General features: G+C 44.1%; 15 protein-coding genes. All 15 read left to right on the top strand.

Translation table 11 applies throughout. From position 1 onward, the window contains the following. Nucleotides 1-175 precede the first annotated feature (175 nt). The 15 genes from PV403_RS13800 (at nt 176) to murD (ending at nt 19,050) form a co-directional block, all read left to right on the top strand. Nucleotides 176-1,108 (top strand): ABC transporter permease, encoded by a 933-nt coding sequence (locus PV403_RS13800; RefSeq protein WP_332085048.1) that lies wholly within the window; start codon nt 176-178, stop codon nt 1,106-1,108. Nucleotides 1,109-1,111: 3 nt separating this feature from the next. After that, nucleotides 1,112-2,062, top strand: a complete 951-nt coding sequence (locus tag PV403_RS13795; protein ID WP_332085047.1) for an ABC transporter permease — start codon at nt 1,112-1,114, stop codon at nt 2,060-2,062. Between the two features lie 12 nt (nt 2,063-2,074). Next, nucleotides 2,075-3,070 (top strand): ABC transporter ATP-binding protein, encoded by a 996-nt coding sequence (locus PV403_RS13790; protein WP_191798881.1) that lies wholly within the window; start codon nt 2,075-2,077, stop codon nt 3,068-3,070. After that, nucleotides 3,067-4,008, top strand: coding sequence for an ABC transporter ATP-binding protein (locus tag PV403_RS13785; protein WP_283771230.1), 942 nt, complete (start codon nt 3,067-3,069; stop codon nt 4,006-4,008). The genes PV403_RS13790 and PV403_RS13785 overlap by 4 nt, the downstream gene beginning before the upstream one ends. A 193-nt stretch (nt 4,009-4,201) precedes the next feature. After that, a complete protein-coding gene (bshC, locus tag PV403_RS13780) occupies nt 4,202-5,836 on the top strand; it encodes a bacillithiol biosynthesis cysteine-adding enzyme BshC (protein WP_332085046.1) in 1,635 nt (544 codons plus the stop codon). A 14-nt stretch (nt 5,837-5,850) separates the two neighbouring features. Beyond that, complete coding sequence (locus PV403_RS13775; protein WP_332085045.1) at nt 5,851-7,116, top strand: adenosylhomocysteinase; 1,266 nt, start codon at nt 5,851-5,853, stop codon at nt 7,114-7,116. A gap of 208 nt (nt 7,117-7,324) precedes the next feature. Beyond that, nucleotides 7,325-7,762 carry a division/cell wall cluster transcriptional repressor MraZ gene (gene mraZ, locus PV403_RS13770; protein WP_191798884.1) on the top strand — a complete coding sequence of 146 codons (438 nt, stop codon included), beginning with the start codon at nt 7,325-7,327 and terminating at the stop codon, nt 7,760-7,762. Between the two features lie 94 nt (nt 7,763-7,856). Further along, nucleotides 7,857-8,807, top strand: a complete 951-nt coding sequence (gene rsmH / locus PV403_RS13765; protein ID WP_213530033.1) for a 16S rRNA (cytosine(1402)-N(4))-methyltransferase RsmH — start codon at nt 7,857-7,859, stop codon at nt 8,805-8,807. 27 nt (nt 8,808-8,834) lie between these two features. Next, nucleotides 8,835-9,233: a hypothetical protein gene (locus tag PV403_RS13760; RefSeq protein WP_332085044.1), complete on the top strand. Its 399-nt coding sequence runs from the start codon at nt 8,835-8,837 to the stop codon at nt 9,231-9,233. Nucleotides 9,234-9,272: 39 nt separating this feature from the next. Next, a complete protein-coding gene (locus tag PV403_RS13755) occupies nt 9,273-11,585 on the top strand; it encodes a penicillin-binding transpeptidase domain-containing protein (protein WP_332085043.1) in 2,313 nt (770 codons plus the stop codon). Between the two features lie 87 nt (nt 11,586-11,672). Beyond that, nucleotides 11,673-13,655, top strand: a complete 1,983-nt coding sequence (locus tag PV403_RS13750) for a stage V sporulation protein D (RefSeq protein WP_332085042.1) — start codon at nt 11,673-11,675, stop codon at nt 13,653-13,655. A 92-nt stretch (nt 13,656-13,747) separates the two neighbouring features. After that, nucleotides 13,748-15,235, top strand: a complete 1,488-nt coding sequence (locus tag PV403_RS13745) for a UDP-N-acetylmuramoyl-L-alanyl-D-glutamate--2,6-diaminopimelate ligase (RefSeq protein ID WP_332085041.1) — start codon at nt 13,748-13,750, stop codon at nt 15,233-15,235. Then, nucleotides 15,235-16,635, top strand: a complete 1,401-nt coding sequence (locus tag PV403_RS13740; RefSeq protein ID WP_332085150.1) for a UDP-N-acetylmuramoyl-tripeptide--D-alanyl-D-alanine ligase — start codon at nt 15,235-15,237, stop codon at nt 16,633-16,635. The genes PV403_RS13745 and PV403_RS13740 overlap by 1 nt, the downstream gene beginning before the upstream one ends. Before the next feature lie 22 nt (nt 16,636-16,657). Further along, nucleotides 16,658-17,626 (top strand): phospho-N-acetylmuramoyl-pentapeptide-transferase, encoded by a 969-nt coding sequence (gene mraY / locus PV403_RS13735; protein WP_160034213.1) that lies wholly within the window; start codon nt 16,658-16,660, stop codon nt 17,624-17,626. Between the two features lie 2 nt (nt 17,627-17,628). Next, nucleotides 17,629-19,050 carry a UDP-N-acetylmuramoyl-L-alanine--D-glutamate ligase gene (gene murD, locus PV403_RS13730; protein ID WP_332085040.1) on the top strand — a complete coding sequence of 474 codons (1,422 nt, stop codon included), beginning with the start codon at nt 17,629-17,631 and terminating at the stop codon, nt 19,048-19,050. The last annotated feature ends 11 nt before the right edge of the window (nt 19,051-19,061 follow it).

The following is a 19,061-nucleotide window of genomic DNA, read 5'->3' as shown; positions in this document are numbered from 1 at the left end:
AGTTATTTCGGGATATATATGTGGGTAACCCCTTATATATCCCGATTTTTTATTTGTTCTACCAATTTCCAGAATTAAGTAATTTTTTGCATATAACGAAAATGAACTTACTATTATTATGCTGATTTACTTGTGATTCACATCTGTTAATTCTATGCGGGAGGTGTTCAAGGTCATGGTAAGATACGTGATCAATAGGCTTGTCTTTATGCTGATATCATTATTTATCCTCATCTCCGCAACGTTTTTCTTAATGAAGGCGATTCCGGGTAACCCATTCATGGGGGAAAAAAATGTATCACCTGAGATTGAAGCTAGACTGATGGAGCAATATGGGCTGGATAAGCCGGTTTTCCAACAATATACAAAGTATCTTGGTGATATTGCCACAGGTGACTTTGGTATTTCAATGAAAAGACTTAATCAAGATGTAGGCGGTATCATTGGCGACACATTTGCTGTTTCTCTTAAACTTGGAGCCGTTGCGATCGTAGTTGCTGTCATTGTTGGTGTTTTGCTAGGAATGATTGCAGCTATGAATCATCGCAAGATTATTGATAATGTAGCGATGATATTAGCCGTACTGGGTATAGCGGTGCCGAGTTTCGTGCTTGCATCTCTACTGCAATTTTATCTAGCTCAAGAGGCTGGCTGGTTCAAGGTAATGGGACTTAACGGACCGCTTGACTACGTTCTTCCAGTAGCCGCATTATCTGCTCAGCCGATTGCTTTTATTGCAAGGTTGACGCGTTCGAGCATGCTCGAAGTCCTTCATGCGGATTATGTGAAGACGGCGAAGGCGAAAGGTCTTAACAGTATTACGATTATGTTTAAACATATTATTCGTAACGCAATCCTTCCGGTCGTGACTTATGTGGGTCCGATGACGGCCAATATTATTACCGGATCTGTTGTCATTGAACGTATATTCGGAATCGGCGGGATCGGTAAAGTATTCGTTGAAAGTATTACAACTCGTGACTATACGATGATTATGGGAATTACGATTTTCTACGGACTCATCTTGATGGTAGCACGCTTTATTACAGATATCGCTTATGTCATCATTGATCCGCGTATCAAATTATCCAACGGGAAGGAGGGCTAGGTAATGTCTGCAAATCAATCTCATATCGATCCAAACAACTTGCAGCTTACACCCGAAGATTTTAGAAAGATCGGGGTAGACGAGAAGCAGGCAGAAGTTATCCAAAGACAAAGTGTCTCTGCCATGCGAGATGCTTGGGAACGCCTTCTGAAGAACAAGCTTGCCATGGGCAGCCTAGTCGTCCTCATTATCATTATAATTATGGCTATCTTTGCTCCGATGTTTTCGGGGTATGAATATGACACACAAGATCTTATGAAAACCAACCAACCGCCATCTTCTGAATTTTGGTTTGGAACGGATGATCTCGGACGCGACATGTGGGTTCGTACCTGGTCTGGTGCGCGGATTTCACTGCTTATTGGTTTTGCAGCAGCTTTTATTGACCTTGCGATCGGTGTAATCTACGGTGGTATCATGGGATTCTACGGCGGACGTGTCGGAGAACTCATGAACAAATTCTCTGAAATCTTATATTCGATCCCTTACCTGCTAGTAACGATTCTACTACTTGTCGTATTTGAACCAAGTATAGGTACGATTATATTAGCTTTATGTATCACAGGCTGGATTAATATGTCCTGGATCGTGCGCGGTGAGATTATGCAGCTGAAGAATCGAGAGTTCGTTCTCGCTTCTAAATCGATGGGTGCCAATTCTTCTAGACTTATTTTTAAACACTTATTGCCAAACGCAGTAGGTCCTATTATTGTCACGCTTACGCTTTCTGTACCAAGTGCCATCTTTAGTGAAGCGTTCCTAAGTTTCTTGGGACTTGGTGTACAAGCTCCTAGGGCTTCTCTTGGTTCAATGATTGAGAATGCACTGACAGGATGGATGTACTATCCTTGGCGGATGTTGTTCCCAGCAGGTCTTATCAGTTTAATTATGCTTGCGTTTAACTTGTTTGGTGATGGTCTTCGTGATGCACTTGATCCAAAACTGAAAAAATAGGAGGTGGATGTAATGGATTCGTTGTTACAGGTTAAAGATCTTAACGTTTCTTTTAAAGTGAGAGACGGAGAGGTGAAAGCTGTTCGCGGTATGAACTTCGAGATTGGCAAAGGGGAGACAGTTGCGATCGTAGGTGAATCAGGTAGTGGTAAAAGTGTAACAGCTCAAACCATTATGCGTTTGATTCCGTCTCCACCATCTATCATTAATAAAGGTGAAATTATCTTTCAAGGGCAGAATTTGCTCAAGAAGACAAATAGACAAATGGAAGCAATCCGCGGCAAAGATATCGGAATGATCTTCCAAGATCCAATGACTTCACTGAATCCAACGATAAAAATTGGACATCAAATCACTGAAGTATTGATTAAGCATCAAAAGATGTCTAAAGAAAAAGCGAAAAAAGAAGCCATCGCGATGCTGAAGATGGTAGGAATCAAGAATGCGGAAGCGAGATTTAATCAGTACCCGCATGAGTTCTCTGGCGGTATGCGTCAACGTGCGATGATTGCCATCGCCCTTGCCTGTAAACCAGCTCTTCTTATTGCAGATGAACCGACTACGGCTCTTGATGTAACGATTCAAGCCCAAATTATGGATGTTATGAAAGATATGCAGGATAAGCTGGGTACATCGATCATTTTGATCACGCATGACCTTGGCGTTGTAGCCGGGATTGCGGACCGCGTTATCGTTATGTATGCAGGAGAAGTGGTAGAAACAGGAACCAAATATGAAATCTTTAAAAATCCGCAGCATCCATATACAAGAGGGCTCATGCGCTCCATGCCTCGTTTGGATCAGAAAAAGGATGAGCCTCTTATTCCTATCGTGGGGACTCCGCCGGATCTGATCAAACCTCCGGTTGGCTGCCCGTTCGCAGCGCGCTGCGATAGTGCAATGAGCATCTGTCAAAAAGTGGACCCAGCGGCTACTGTATTCAGTGATACGCATTCGGCTCGTTGCTGGGAACATCATCCTATGGCGAAGGAGGTACATTCCTCATGATGAGTAACAACTTGATTGAAGTAGAAGGTCTGAAGAAGTATTTTAATGTAGGAAATAATCGCACGCTTAAAGCGGTAGATAACCTGAACTTTTACATTCGTGAAGGAGAGACTCTGGGCATGGTAGGGGAGTCTGGCTGTGGTAAATCAACAGCTGGCCGTACCATTCTTCGTTTGTATGAGCCAACTGCAGGAAGTGTAAGATTTAACGGAACGGATATTTACAAATTACCTCCGAACAAAATGAAAGCCATGCGCCGAGACATGCAGATGATTTTCCAAGATCCTTATGCATCACTCAATCCGCGATTTACCGTTGCTGACATTGTTGGAGAAGCGCTTGATATTCACAATATGGCAGGCAGCAGCAAGGAACGTAAGAAACGGATTGAGGAATTGCTTGATCTGGTTGGTCTGAACGCGGATCATGCCAACCGTTATCCTCATGAATTCTCTGGTGGTCAGCGTCAGCGGATCGGTATCGCTCGTGCACTGGCTGTAAATCCAAAGTTCATTATTTGTGATGAGCCTATCTCTGCACTGGATGTATCGATTCAGGCTCAGGTGGTTAACTTGCTCAAAGAACTTCAGGATCGTCTTGGTTTGACTTATCTCTTTATTGCCCATGACCTTTCTATGGTTAAGCATATCAGTGACCGGGTTGCTGTTATGTATATGGGTAAAATGGTAGAACTAGCGGAGAGCGATGAGCTTTATGCCAATCCAATTCATCCATATACCAAAATGTTGTTATCTGCGATTCCGATTCCGGATCCAGATATTGAAGCAAACAAAAAACGTATCATTATGCCAGAAGACGATGCGGGTCCAATTAGTAACGGTAAAGAGGGCCAGGGTGCAAAAAGTGCATACAACCTTGATAACGCTAAACTTATTGAAGTATCAAAAGGCCATTTTGTAGCTGAACCATACGCTTAATGTAATGTAAGAAGAAGCCATCGATGAGATCATCGGCGGCTTCTTTCCATTGAAGTGGAAAAGCTGAATGTGCTGCTCTTTGAGAAGGAATACTTCATCTATAACTGAAGTATCGTTCTGATTATTACTTTGACGGGAACTTAAGCATTCGGTACAATCGAATAAGGTTTTAAATGAATAGGAGGTTGACCTCATGAATGTAATTCCTGAGGCGCTTCGTAGTGGATCACCACTCGCGGAACATTATTTACGTTACGATGAGGCCATACATCATTTGTACGAATATGATTTTCGTGATGCGGGAAGCTACGCAGCGCGTGCTGAATGGCTGGATCGAACCGAAGATACACGGGTGGATCGCCAAGATATCGTACGTTTTTTGCGTTCATATAATAGAAGACTAAATTCACATCCCGCAGTAATGGAATCTATTGAGCGTTTGGCACAGCCGAATGCACTTGTAATTTCGGGTGGACAACAAAGCGGACTCTTTACGGGTTCATTACTTGTTATTTATAAGGCCGCAACGATCATTAAGGCTGCGGAAGAAGCAGAGAAGAAATTAAACCGTCCTGTCATTCCTGTCTTCTGGATTGCAGGTGAAGATCATGACTGGGATGAAGTCGATCATACTTACATGATGACAGCTGATCTAAATATTACGAAGGTAAGAATGCCGGGGCGGTATGATGGAAGAGCATCTGTCAGTGAAGTCAGCGTAGATCGGGAAAACTGGCTTGAAGCGATACATAAGCTGGAAGAACTGCTTCCTGACACCGAGTTTAAGCCGGGTCTCATTTCTGATATCAAGGCAGCGGTTCAGGATGATAACCTAAGTCTTAGTGATGTATTCGCTAAATTGATGGGTCAATTGTTTGGTTCTTATGGACTTGTATTGCTGGATTCGGCAGATCCCGAGCTGCGTGCACTCGAAGTTCCTATTTTTGAGCGGATGATTGAAGACAACGATTCTCTGGAACGATGTTATCATGAATCGGCAGGGCATGTCGTAACCAGCGGGTTTGGTATGCAGGCTGAGGTAACTGCAGACTGTGCTAATTTATTTTATATCCATGAAGGTTCTCGGTTGCTGCTACATAAAGAAAACGGGAAGTTTATCGATCGTAGAGGATACGTTTCTTTTACCAAAACGGAACTCATTGATATACTAAGACAACATCCGGAACGTTTTAGCAATAATGTTCTGACACGGCCGCTGATGCAGGATTCTCTGTTCCCTGTGTTATCTACCGTTCTGGGTCATGCAGAGATTGCTTACTGGGCTTTGACCAAAGAAGCTTTTCACCGTTTTGGGCTCAGAATGCCGATTTTGCAGCCAAGGATGTCTTTTACAATCTTGGATCAGCATATTCAAAAATTAATGGATAAATATGATTTAAGTTTCCATGATATTCAGTATGCATTTAATGATAAAAAGGACACTTGGCTCGGTACTTTAGACGAATTTAACATGAATGAACAATTTGAATTGTTGAAAACTTCATTCCATAAACTGTATGCTCCCGTACTGGAGCAGCTAAATCAGATTGAGCCGGGGCTTGGTCGGCTTGGCGTTACAAACAGCAGTAAGATTGAAGAACAGATTTCCTATATGCAGCTGAGAACAAAACAGGCTATCGCACAGAGGCATGATGCTTCAGTGAAACAATGGGATACACTAGACCTGACCTTATTCCCAATGAAACGTCCGCAAGAGAGAGTCTATAACGTATACGGCTATTTAAATCGCTATGGTACACGCTGGCTTACGGATCTCATGAATATTCCTGCTGATCTTAGCGGCCATCATCATATTCTGTATATATAAATGGAGGAACAAGGATGACTACGGAAGCACTGAGAAATAGTATTGTTGCAGATATGGGGCTTGCTCCAGAAGGACATCTCAAAATTGATTGGGTAGAAGCTCACATGCCGGTTCTTAACCGGGTGCGCAAAGAGTTTGAGGCAGATTTGCCTTTTAAAGGCCTGAATATTACGATTTGTCTTCATCTTGAAGCAAAAACAGCTTATCTTGCGAAAGTCATTCAAGCGGGTGGGGCGAATGTAACCATTACAGGAAGTAACCCGCTATCCACACAAGATGATGTATGTGCAGCCCTCGTTGAGGATGGGATCACGGTATTTGCTAAATACAATCCTGACCCTGCTGAATATAAGCAGTTGATTATTAATGCGCTGGAAACAAAACCTGATTTCATCATTGATGATGGCGGGGATCTGGTTACGATTCTTCATTCGGAGAGACCTGAGCTGCTTGAAACCATTCGTGGCGGAGCAGAAGAAACGACAACAGGGATTATTAAGTTAAAAGCCCTCGAAAAAGAGGGAGTGCTGAAACTTCCGATGGTCGCGGTTAATGACGCATACTGTAAATATCTTTTCGACAACCGTTATGGCACAGGACAATCTGCATTTGATGGCATTATTCGGACAACGAATCTTGTCGTAGCGGGCAGTACAGTGGTTGTTGTGGGTTATGGTTGGTGCGGTAAAGGTGTGGCAATGCGTGCTAAAGGGCTCGGAGCGAATGTGATTGTAACCGAAGTAGACCCGATTAAAGCGGTTGAGGCTCATATGGATGGATTCCAAGTTATGCCGATGATCGAAGCAGCAAAACGGGGGAACTTCTTTATTACCGTTACGGGTAACAAGGATGTCATCACAGGTGAACACTATGATGTGATGAAAGACGGAGCGGTTTTGGCGAATGCCGGTCACTTTGATGTGGAAGTGAACAAACCTGAACTTGCTAAACGTGCCGTTTCCATCCGTACCGTTCGTAAAAATATCGAAGAATACCGCTTTGCAGATGGCAGAAAAATGTATCTTCTTGCTGAAGGACGTCTGGTTAACCTGGCAGCAGCAGATGGGCACCCGGCAGAAATTATGGATACTACATTTGCGCTGCAAGCACTCGGACTTCGTTATGTAAGAGAAAATTATGAAACGCTTGATCGTTCTGTCATTAAAGTCCCTTATGAGATTGATGAGAAAGTAGCAAGGTATAAACTGGATAGTCTAGGTATTGCCCTTGATACACTGACAGAGAAGCAAAAAGCTTATCTCGATAGCTGGAATGCATAATTATTTTTGAGGTAGAAAAGAGTGATGTGAAAGCCTGAATAAGGCGGAACACATCACTTTTTTTGTGCGTCAAGGTAGTCTCTTTACAGGTTTTCCAAAAAGTTTCATAGCAAGCTAGAAGGGTTTTGATTTTTACAGGCGAATCTATTATGCTTAAGTGGTGGAAAGTGGAGCAAAGTGGAGAGTTTAGGGTGAGGAGTGGTGGACAATGTTTATGGGGGAGTTCCAACATAGCATTGACGATAAAGGCCGAATCATTATTCCGGCTAAATTCCGCGAACCTCTTGGACCTAGCTTTGTGATCACTCGAGGCTTAGACCAGTGTCTGTTTGTGTACCCGATGGAAGAATGGGTGATCATGGAACAGAAACTTAAAGCTCTTCCGCTGATGAAATCCGATGCACGTGCATTTACACGCTTTTTTTTCTCAGGAGCAACAGAATGCGAACTCGACAAACAGGGCAGGGTAAATTTACCGCCCAATTTGCGGGATTATGCCAAGATGGACAAGGAATGTGTGGTTCTTGGTGTTTCGAATCGGGTGGAGATCTGGAGCAAAGGCATTTGGGAACAATACTACAGCCAATCTGAAGAAACGTTTAATGATATTGCCGAAAAGCTGGTCGATTTCAATTTTGAATTTTAACAATGGCAGTAAGGAAATCAACAAGAAATCACATAACTGTGCAGATAGGAAATAGCAAATCTGTAAATCAAAACAATGTCTGGAGGACAAGCAAGTGTTTCACCACATTACCGTACTTAAAGAAGAAGCAACCGAAGGACTTAACATCAAACAGGACGGGATTTACGTGGACTGCACGCTCGGCGGTGCGGGTCATAGCTCGGTTATCGCTTCAAAACTGGGACCACAGGGAAGACTGATTGCCCTTGACCAGGACGATTGGGCGCTTGATCATGCCAAGAGTAAACTATCGGAGTTTGATACGAACATCACGCTCGTAAAGACTAACTTTCGGGATTTGACCGAAGTGCTGACTGCGCAGGACGTGCCTATGCAAGACGGGATACCACAAGTGGACGGTATTTTGTACGACCTAGGTGTGTCGTCACCCCAGTTTGATGAAGGAGAACGCGGATTCAGTTATAACCACGACGCACCACTTGATATGAGGATGGATCAATCCGCTCTTTTGACGGCAAAAGACATCATTAATGAGTGGAGCGAAGAAGAAATTGCTCGAATTTTGTATGTTTATGGCGAAGAAAAGTTTTCAAGACGCATTGCGCGGGTAATAGTTGAAAAAAGAAAGTCTGCACCTATTGAAACTACAGGCGAATTGGTCGATATCATAAAAGAAGGTATTCCGGCGGCTGCCCGGAGAACGGGCGGTCATCCTGCCAAACGAAGCTTTCAAGCACTTCGAATTGCCGTGAATGATGAGCTCGGTGCATTTGAGGAAGCTTTACATCAGGCTGTGCGTTGTCTTAAGCCTGGAGGCAGAGTATCTGTTATTACGTTTCATTCCTTGGAAGACAGGATATGCAAACAGATTTTTAGCAGTTATTTAGAAAAATGCACATGCCCAACTGACTTCCCGTTATGTGTCTGCGGGGGTAAAGGAACGCTGCGACTCGTGAATCGTAAGCCAATGGTACCCACAGAAGCAGAACTGTCGCAAAACCCCAGAGCGCGTTCAGCAAAGCTGCGTGTAGCGGAGAAACTGTAACCTATTGAAATGTAAGGAGAGTCGACTATGGCCTATACACGTGGCAATCTGGCAATGAAAGAGAGAGCAAATGCTGAACAGCTAAAGCCTAATCGCTATAAGGAGACGACGAAAGTCGTTACGCGGAGAACAGGTCTGCCTCCAAGAGAGAAATTCCTGTATCTGATGACTGTAATCGTATGTATAGCGATCGCGAGTGTTTTGGTGGGCAGATATGCAAATATTTACGATCTGAACAAGCAGATGCACACGGCAAACCAGAGTATTGAAAAGTCTAACAAAGAAATGGCTGTAATTGAAGTTCAGAAAGAAAAACTGGAAAACGATATTGTGGCGAAAGCGCGGGAGCTGGGTTACATTGAGCCATCTGCCGATCAAGAGGCTATTCGAGTTCAAAGAACGTCAGTAACGACCGGGACTCCGTAAAGGAAGGACAAAGCTGACGATTGAATGTGAGGTTTGATGATGGGGAACACAGGAAAAAGAATAAAACTTCGCACGTTACTTATTGGAGGGATCATCACCCTCTTTTTTCTTGTACTTATTGGGAAAGTGTTTTGGATTCAAGTAGTTGATGCGGATACATGGAAAAAGCATGCTTTGGAACTTATCGATCGTACGAAGACGATCTCTGCCAAACGAGGAACGATTACCGATCGTAATGGAGATATTCTTGCTAAAGATGCCCCTGCTTATACGGTGGCAGTGAATCCTAAACTCATCGCTGAAAAAGAAATTGAAGATGAGGTTGTGAAGGGGCTCCATAATTTGCTCGGCAAAGATGAGGCTGGTCTTCGAGAGGATATAACTTCAACAACAGATAAAGGTAAGTTACGTGTTCATCGGGAAGTTCGAAGCGAAGGATACAAGATTAGCCAAGAACTCAAGGACCAAGTCGAAGAATTTAGAGAAAAATTGGACAAAGAGTATGGAGCCAAAGATGCGATTATTCTGACGGAAGAATCCAAACGGTTTTATCCTGAAAATAATCTGGCGTCCCATGTCCTCGGCTACCTGAATAAAGAAGATGACCCCGTCTATGGCCTCGAGCTCTATTATGATGAGGAGTTAAAAGGACAAGATGGAAAAATAGTCTATCAGGCTGACAGGAAAGGGGTGGAGATTAATAATTCAACGGTTGATTATACCCCTGCCGTTAATGGTAAGAATTTGACTCTAACTATTGATGATACGATCCAGTTTTATATAGAAGAAGCGATGAAAAAAGCGGTGGATCAGTATGATCCGATCAGTATGACCGTTATCGCAGCAGATCCGAATACAATGGAAATCTTGGGAATGGCAAATATGCCAAATTATAATCCGAACACATACTGGGAATCAGATCAAAAGAATTTTTATAATCATGCCATACAGTCCATATACGAGCCTGGATCAACTTTTAAGATTGTTACACTGGCAGGAGCAGTCGAGGAAAAATTGTTTAATCCAAATGCAACCTATGAATCAGGTAGTATTACGGTGGGGGGGCGAACAATTAGTGACGTAAGTCGCAATTGGGGGACGATAACCTATCTCGATGGTGTTAAACGTTCCAGTAACGTTGCATTCGTAAATCTCGGATATAAAATGCTTGGCGGTGAAAAACTGCGCAGTTATATTGATAAGTTTGGGTTTGGCGTAAAAACAGGTATTGACTTACCTAGTGAATCTGCTTCGCCGATTCGTGAACTTCATTATGCTGCAGATATAGCTGCAGCTTCATACGGGCATGGTCTCGTGCAAGTTACCCCGCTTCAGCAGGTTGCTGCCGTTTCTGCTATTGCTAATGGCGGTAAATTAATGGTTCCGCATCTGGTTAAGGAAATTACAGATCCCAACACCGGCGAAGTTGAAAAGGTGGAACCTAAAGTCGTGAGACAGGCCATCTCCGAGACCACTTCCAAAACAGTAAGCAGTTATCTCGAACAAGTGGTTGCTGATCGGGATAAAGGTTCTGGAAAAAATGCTTATATTGATGGTTATCGTGTTGCAGGTAAGACAGGGACGGCGATAAAGTATGTAAATGGTGACTATGATCATTCGAAGGCAGTTGTATCTTTTATCGGTTACGCGCCTGCCGATAATCCTAAGATTGCCATGATTGTCGTAATTGATCAGCCGAATGACCCTACGGTAGGGGGAGGTACAGCAGCAGCTCCTGTATTTAAGGAGATTATGTCTAAGTCCCTTACGTATTTGGGTGTGCCAAAAGAAACAGCATCGAAGGATGATACCAACAAATCCAAAACGGTGAGCAAAAAAGCACCAGATTTGGTTGGAAAATCGGGCAAAGAAGCAAGATCACAGCTTCTTGATCAAGGGATTGCTTATGAAACTCTTGGTAAGGGAAGCGAAGTCGTTAAGCAATATCCAGAGTCGGGTACTACTTTGCAACCTGGACAACGTGTGTATCTGTTAACGGAAGACAGCGATACGATGGAAGTACCGGATCTGACCGGAGAATCCCTGCGGGATGCTCTGGAAGTACTGACTCTGCTCAAAGTAGGAGTTAAAGTCGAAGGTGAAGGTTTCGTATCTGAACAAAAGGTAGAAGTGTCCGGCGAACAACGGACGGTTGTCCTTACGCTAAAATCGGCCAAAGAAACCGTTACTGGAGAAACAGGAGAAGATGTACTTTCTTCTGAAGAGGCAGAGGATGTAAATAAAACCGAAGCCAGTACTGAAGAGGAAGAATCTGCGGAATCAACGGTAACGGAACCTGCTGATACTAATGAACTGAGTGGTACTACAACCGAAGAACGCGGTGATAACTAAAGGCTTGTTCTATTCTCTGATTGTCCTGAATATTCATAATGATGAATGATATTGTGAATGAAGGAGACAAGTCGGGGGGAGATGAATATGGCCAAAGTGTCCAGCGTGATGCTTCGTCGCCGTTTACTATGGTGCATGCTGATACTTCTTATTTTATTTACAGCACTGGTCGTACGTTTAGCTTATGTACAATTTGTCAAAGGGCCAGAATTATCGGAGGAAGCGGAGAACTTGTGGCGAAGAGAAATTCCGTACACAGCAAAAAGAGGACAAATCCTTGATCGGAATGGGATTTCTCTTGCTTACAACATTACAACGCCATCCGTAATGGCTATTCCTGTGCAGATTAAGGACAAGGAGCAGACTGCTACGGCTTTAGCACCCTTACTAGGTATGACGAAGGAAAAAGTGCTGGGTATTATCTCGAAGAAAGAAAGAATAGTTCAGATCAAGCCCGGGGGCCGCAAAATTACGATGGAGAAAGCACAGCAGATTCGTGATTTAGAGCTTCCGGGCATTGTTGTAGCTGAAGATAATAAACGCTATTATCCTTTTGGGGATCTTGCAGGTCATATTCTTGGATTTACCGGAATTGATAATCAGGGATTGACCGGTGTTGAAAAAACGTATGATGACAACCTGAACGGAATTGGGGGAGGTATTGCCTATCTCTCTGATGCCGCAGGCAGATTAATGCCGGGATCAAGCGAGACTTATCAAGCTCCTCAAGATGGACTAAACCTCAAACTTACGATTGACCAGCCGATCCAGTCTATTATTGAACGTGAACTGGATCAAGCAATGGTCAAATTTCAAGCCAATTCAGCTCTTGCCATTGCGATGAACCCAAAGACTGGGGAAGTACTCGGGATGGCTAGCCGCCCAAGCTATGAACCCGGTCACTATCAGGAATATGACGCTGATATATATAATCGGAATTTACCGGTATGGATGACATATGAACCGGGTTCTACCTTTAAGATTATTACGCTGGCGGCTGCTCTGGAAGAAAAGAAAGTGGATCTTAAAAATGACAGGTTTTTTGATAAGGGATTTGTTGAAGTCGGCGGAGCTAGACTCAGGTGCTGGAAGAAAGGCGGCCATGGCAGCCAGTCCTTTTTACAGGTTGTGGAAAACTCCTGTAATCCAGGGTTTGTTACTCTAGGTCAAAAGCTTGGCAAAGAGTCGCTTTTCAAGTATATTAAAAACTTCGGTTTCGGCTCTAAAACAGGCATTGACCTTAGTGGAGAAGCCTCTGGAATTTTATTCAAACTCTCGCAGGTAGGACCTGTAGAGCTTGCTACGACTGCTTTTGGTCAAGGGGTATCTGTTACTCCTATCCAGCAAATTACGGCCGTCTCTGCCGCCATTAACGGCGGGAAACTGTACAAACCATTTGTAGCCAAGTCCTGGGTTGATCCGGTGACAGGTAAAATCGTAGAAGAGACCAAGCCTGAAGTCGTAAGGCAAGTCATCTCTGAAGAAACATCGAAGCAGGTTCGAGAAGCTCTCGAAAGTGTAGTCGCGAAAGGAACAGGCCGCCCGGCATTTATCGATGGATACCGAGTAGGCGGAAAGACGGGTACGGCACAGAAGGTAATTAATGGGAGATACTCGTCGACGGAACATATTGTTTCCTTTATCGGTTTTGCTCCAGCGGATGATCCGCAGATTGTCGTATATACGGCCGTTGATAACCCGAAAGGAATCCAATTCGGAGGCGTTGTTGCCGCGCCGATTGTACAGAACATTCTAGAAGATTCACTTCATTATTTACAAGTACCGCCTCGGAGTGATCAGATCGCTAAGGAATACAAATATGGCGAAACACCGATCGTTACTGTTCCTGATCTTACCGGAGCGACAGTACAGGACCTCTATGAGGATCTTAATATGAACTTCATGCTGTCGAAATCCGGATCTGGCAAAACCGTAGTAAGTCAAGCTCCAAAGCCAGGAGCAAGGGTGGAACGCGGCTCGACCATTCGAATCTACATGGGCAGTGAACCGGAAGATGCGCATCAGAGCGAAGAGAAAACGAAGGCAGATATTGAAAAAGAAGAGCCTTGAGGTTTTTACTCATCTATCTATGGACCATACTGGCAAGTAACGGATACAATAGGTAAGGATGACGTCTTATTTCATGGAAAGAAGGAATACATGTGCAGTTAAAACAATTTGCTTCCCTGCTGGCAGTATGTGAACTCTCCGGCAATGGAAACACAGAAATCAAAGGAATTCAAACGGATTCAAGACAAGTTCAAGATGGGGATATGTTTATATGTCTGCCTGGTCATACCGTAGATGGTCATGATTATGCTGACAAAGCAGTAAGCCTCGGTGCAGTTGCGCTTGTCGTGGAACGTAAACTTGAAATCGATGTACCTCAACTCATCGTAAGCAGCTGCCGGTTTGCAATGGCTGTTTTCTCGGATCGTTTTTTTGAACACCCGAGTCAGAAGCTGAATATGATCGGCGTTACAGGTACGAATGGAAAAACAACGACAACTTATCTGATTGAACAAATATTGAATGATGCGGAATCAGAGACTGGTCTAATTGGCACGATTCAGATGCGTTATGCCGGTCAAACGTTCTCAATGTCAGGAACCACACCAGAAGCTCTTGATTTGCAGCGCAGTCTTCATCATATGGTAGAAGCAGGCGTGAAAAATTGTGTCATGGAAGTTTCTTCTCATGCGTTGCAGCAAGGGCGCGTAAAAGGAACCGAATTCCGGACTGCGGTGTTTACAAACCTTACTCAAGATCACCTGGACTATCATCATACGATGGAAGAGTATCGCGGTGCGAAATCTTTGCTTTTTGCTAGACTAGGCAATGGATTTGAAGATGATCTTCATAAACGCAAGTATGCGGTTCTTAATGCAGATGATGCAGCATCGGTTTATTTTGCAGATTCTACTTCTGCTGAAGTGATTACATATGGAATCGATGCGAATGCTGATGTGCGGGCTTCTAATATTAAAATTACAGCACGAGGCACTTCTTTCCACGTAGATTCCTTTAAAGGAAGTACAGATGTAGAGCTTCGTATGGTAGGTAAGTTTAATGTGTATAATGCGCTCGCAGCAATCACAGCTGCTCTGCTTGAAGGAATTGAGCTTGATTCGATCAAGCGCAGCCTTGAAGCCATTCCAGGTGTAGATGGCAGGGTAGAAGCGGTGAACGAAGGTCAGCCTTTCGCTGTGATCGTAGACTATGCTCATACACCGGATGGACTTGAGAATGTACTGCGTACAGTTAACGAATTTGCTGAAAAAGAAGTATTCTGTGTCTTTGGATGCGGTGGAGACCGAGATCGCACAAAACGTCCAATCATGGGTCAAATCGCTGCTAAATACAGTGACAGAGTGTTTGTTACTTCGGATAATCCTCGCACAGAAAACCCGGATGCCATTCTTGAAGATATCAAGCAGGGATTAATAGCAGATGGGGTTCCATCCGAAAAATATGAACTGATTGTTGACCGTAAGTCAGCTATTAAACGTGCTATTGAACTGGCAAGCCCAGGCGATGTAGTATTGATAGCGGGCAAAGGTCACGAGACTTACCAGATTATCGGAACGGTGAAAACAGATTTTGATGATCGGCTCGTGGCGAAAGAAGCGATAAGGGGATTAACAAAGTGATAAAAAGAACGTTAGAACAAATAGCACATATGTGCAGCGGCACCCTTGTAAGAGAAAGTGACCGTGAAACGCTCATTGAAGGAGTATACACGGACTCACGCAAACCATCGGCGGGACAATTATTTGTTCCGCTGACAGGGGAGCATTTTGATGGGCATGAATATGCTTCTAGCTGCCTGGTTTCAGGAGCTGCAGGGACACTGTGGCAAAGAGACCATGGAGATGCACCTGAAGGTGCTGTCATCCTCGTGGATGACACGCTGACGGCACTTCAGGAGATTGCGGCTGCCTATCTCAAAGAGAGCGGTGCTTCTGTAGTTGCGATTACGGGCAGCAATGGGAAAACGACAACGAAAGATATGGTGTACTCCCTTTTATCTACTACCTTTAAGGTACATAAGACACAAGGGAACTTTAACAACCATATTGGACTGCCTTTAACGATCCTCAGTATGCCGGAAGATGCGGAAATTGCGATTTTGGAAATGGGGATGAGCGGGCGTCAGGAAATTGAACGTCTAACGCAAATTGCTTGTCCAGATGTGGCCGTTATTACGAATATTGGAGAAGCGCATCTGTTGCAGCTGGGTTCTAGAGAAGAAATTGCGCGGGCTAAGCTGGAAATAATGGCAGGACTCAAAAATGGCGGCCTTCTGATCTATAACGGTGATGATCCTTTAGCAGATCGTGTTCTTGCAGAACCTGCGACCAAAAAACCAATGGAATTTAAACGGTTTACTTTTGGTATGAATGCGACAAACGATGATTTCCCTACGGGAATGATGAATCACCCGGAAGGAATGGTATTCACTTCGGTTCGATCCGGGGAAGAAGCATTGTCTATTCCTCTGATTGGCGCTCATAACGTGGTGAATGCACTCGCTGCGCTTGCTGTGGCAAGACATTACGGTGTGTCCTACGAAAATATAAAAAAAGGTCTATCCGAGATAAAACTAACAGGAATGCGTATTGAGGTCATAAAAGGTACAAGTGGGATTACGGTACTTAATGATGCTTATAATGCGAGTCCTACCGCGATGAAAGCTGCGATTGATGCGCTTGCCGGCCTTACTGGCTATTCTCGCAAAGCAGCAGTTCTCGGCGATATGCTTGAGCTTGGACCAAGGCAGGAAGAACTTCATGAAGAGATTGGACAATATTTGACACCTGATAAGCTCGATCTGGTTTTCACATATGGTCCCCTGTCTTCTTACATTGCCAAAGGCGCACGGCAGCACATGCCTGCGGAAGCAGTGTTCGCTTTTGAAGATAAGGATGCTTTAATTTCCCACCTTAAGGATAGACTGAGTTCTAAGGATGTAGTGCTTGTAAAAGCATCCCGGGGAATGAAGCTGGAAGATGTGGCGAATGCCTTAATTACGGAACCATTACAGATCTGAAGTTAACTAGAGAGGTGTTTTCATGGATTTTCAATTAATGCTCTTAACAATCGGGGTTTCTTTTATTCTTGCAGTGATTGCAGCCCCTTTGCTTATTCCGCTTCTAAGAAGAATGAAGTTTGGACAGCAGGTCAGAGAGGATGGTCCGAAGAGCCATCTTAAAAAATCAGGCACGCCTACGATGGGCGGCGTCGTCATCGTCTTAGCATTTACACTTGCATTCCTAAAGTTTGCTCCTGTTAAAAACACAGATTTTTATGTTCTGCTCGTGGCTACTTTAGGGTTTGGTCTCATTGGGTTTCTCGATGATTATATTAAAATTGTCGCTAGAAGATCGCTTGGTCTGACAGCAAGGCAAAAACTCATTGGTCAATTGGTTTTTGCAGCAATAATGTCTTTCTTGCTCATTCAAAACGGACATAGTACGGAAATTTCCGTGCCAGGAACGGACTTTGGATTTGATTTTGGCGGCTGGTTCTACTATCCGTTTATTGTCATCATGATGCTTGCCATTAGTAATGCAGTTAACTTTACAGACGGACTTGATGGACTGCTCTCTGGAGTAAGTGCCATCGCATTTGGTGCATTTGCGATCGTGGCAATGCAGGCAACTTCCCTTCCTGCTGCGGTATGTGCTGCTGCAATGATCGGTGCAGTACTTGGTTTTCTAGTATACAATGCGCATCCTGCCAAAGTATTTATGGGTGATACAGGTTCACTAGCCATTGGCGGTGCAATTGGCGCTATTGCCATTGTCACGAAGACGGAACTACTGTTTCTCGTTATCGGCGGTGTTTTCGTTGTGGAAATGTTGTCCGTTGTAATCCAGGTCATTTCTTTTAAAACAAGAGGGAAACGGGTGTTTAAAATGAGCCCGATCCACCATCATTTCGAATTGTCTGGGTGGTCTGAATGGCGTGTTGTTATTACGTTTTGGGCCGTAGGACTGCTGCTTGCAGGACTCGGACTCTTCATCTACAAGGGGTTGTAATTATGAATCATCCGGAGAATTACAAAGGAAAGAACGTCGTGGTCCTTGGCCTTGCCAAGAGCGGCGTTCAAGTTGCTAAAGTGCTCCATCAAGCTGGAGCTCTTGTGACAGTAAATGACCAAAAAGAAAGAGAACAGTGTCCCGAAGCATCCGAATTGGAGGCTTTGGGAATTTCTGTTCTATGCGGAGGTCACCCAGATGACCTTATTCACGAAGAGGTTGCTCTGCTTGTGAAGAATCCGGGCATTCCTTACAAAGTGGCACCGATTCAGAAGGCACTTGAACTTGGCATTGAAGTAGTCACTGAGGTAGAAGTAGCTTATCACTTGTGCAAGGCACCGATCATCGGTATTACCGGCTCAAATGGAAAGACAACAACGACCACTTGGGTGGGCATGATGCTGGATGCTGCCGGCTTATCGCCGATTGTTGCCGGTAACATTGGAACACCTCTTTCAGAGGCGGCTACGACAGCTACAGAAAAGGATATTATGGTTGTTGAACTGAGCAGTTTTCAGCTAAAAGGGACGACAGACTTCAAACCGGCTATAAGCTGCCTTCTGAATGTATCTGAGACTCACCTCGATTACCACGGAGGAATGGAAGATTACGTAGCTTCAAAAGCAAAACTCTTTCGGAATCAGACGGAAGAAGACAAGGCTGTTCTAAACTGGGATGACCCGGTATGCAGACAGCTTATTCCTTATATCAAAGCAGAATTAATTCCTTTTTCGATGACGGAGACTCTCCAAACCGGTGTTTATGCTGATCCTCCTTACGTAGCAAATGTAGAGGATGATATCAATAGAACCGTTGTCTATCGGGATAAGGAAGGCAAGGTTCATCCGATTATAACTGTGGATCAGATCGCAATTCCAGGACGATTCAATGTAGATAATGCACTTGCATCTTGTGCCATAGCTATTGCTGCTGGAGCATCACCTGATGTGCTTCATGGACCGCTATCTGCTTTTAGAGGGGTAGAACATCGTCTCGAGTACGTTCTTACCCGTAATGAAACGGCATACTATAACAATTCCAAGGCAACCAATGCCAAAGCGACAACGATGGCACTTACCTCGTTTAAGAAACCAATTGTCCTTATTGCAGGGGGACTTGACCGAGGGTCGGATTATATGGATTTACTTTCTGTTTTTAGTGAAAGAGTAAAAGCTGTCGTTTTGCTGGGTCAAACGAAAGATAAACTGGCGGAAGTTGCGAAACTTGCCGGATTAAAGGAAATAGAGGTTGTCGATAATGAGGTAGATGCCGCTGATACACTAAGAAAGGCTGTTTCGATAGCTGCTTCGTTAGCTGTACCTGGAGATGTGGTTCTATTATCCCCTGCATGCGCAAGTTGGGATATGTATTCTTCCTTTGAAGAGCGTGGACGCATTTTTAAAGAGGCGGTGCATAACCTGTAAGTAGGGGGGTT

It is taken from the genome of Paenibacillus sp. GYB006 (assembly GCF_036577645.1).
GTDB lineage: Bacteria > Bacillota > Bacilli > Paenibacillales > Paenibacillaceae > Paenibacillus.
Note: the sequence above shows the minus strand (reverse complement) of the source record. Positions and strands in the feature narration are given on the sequence as shown.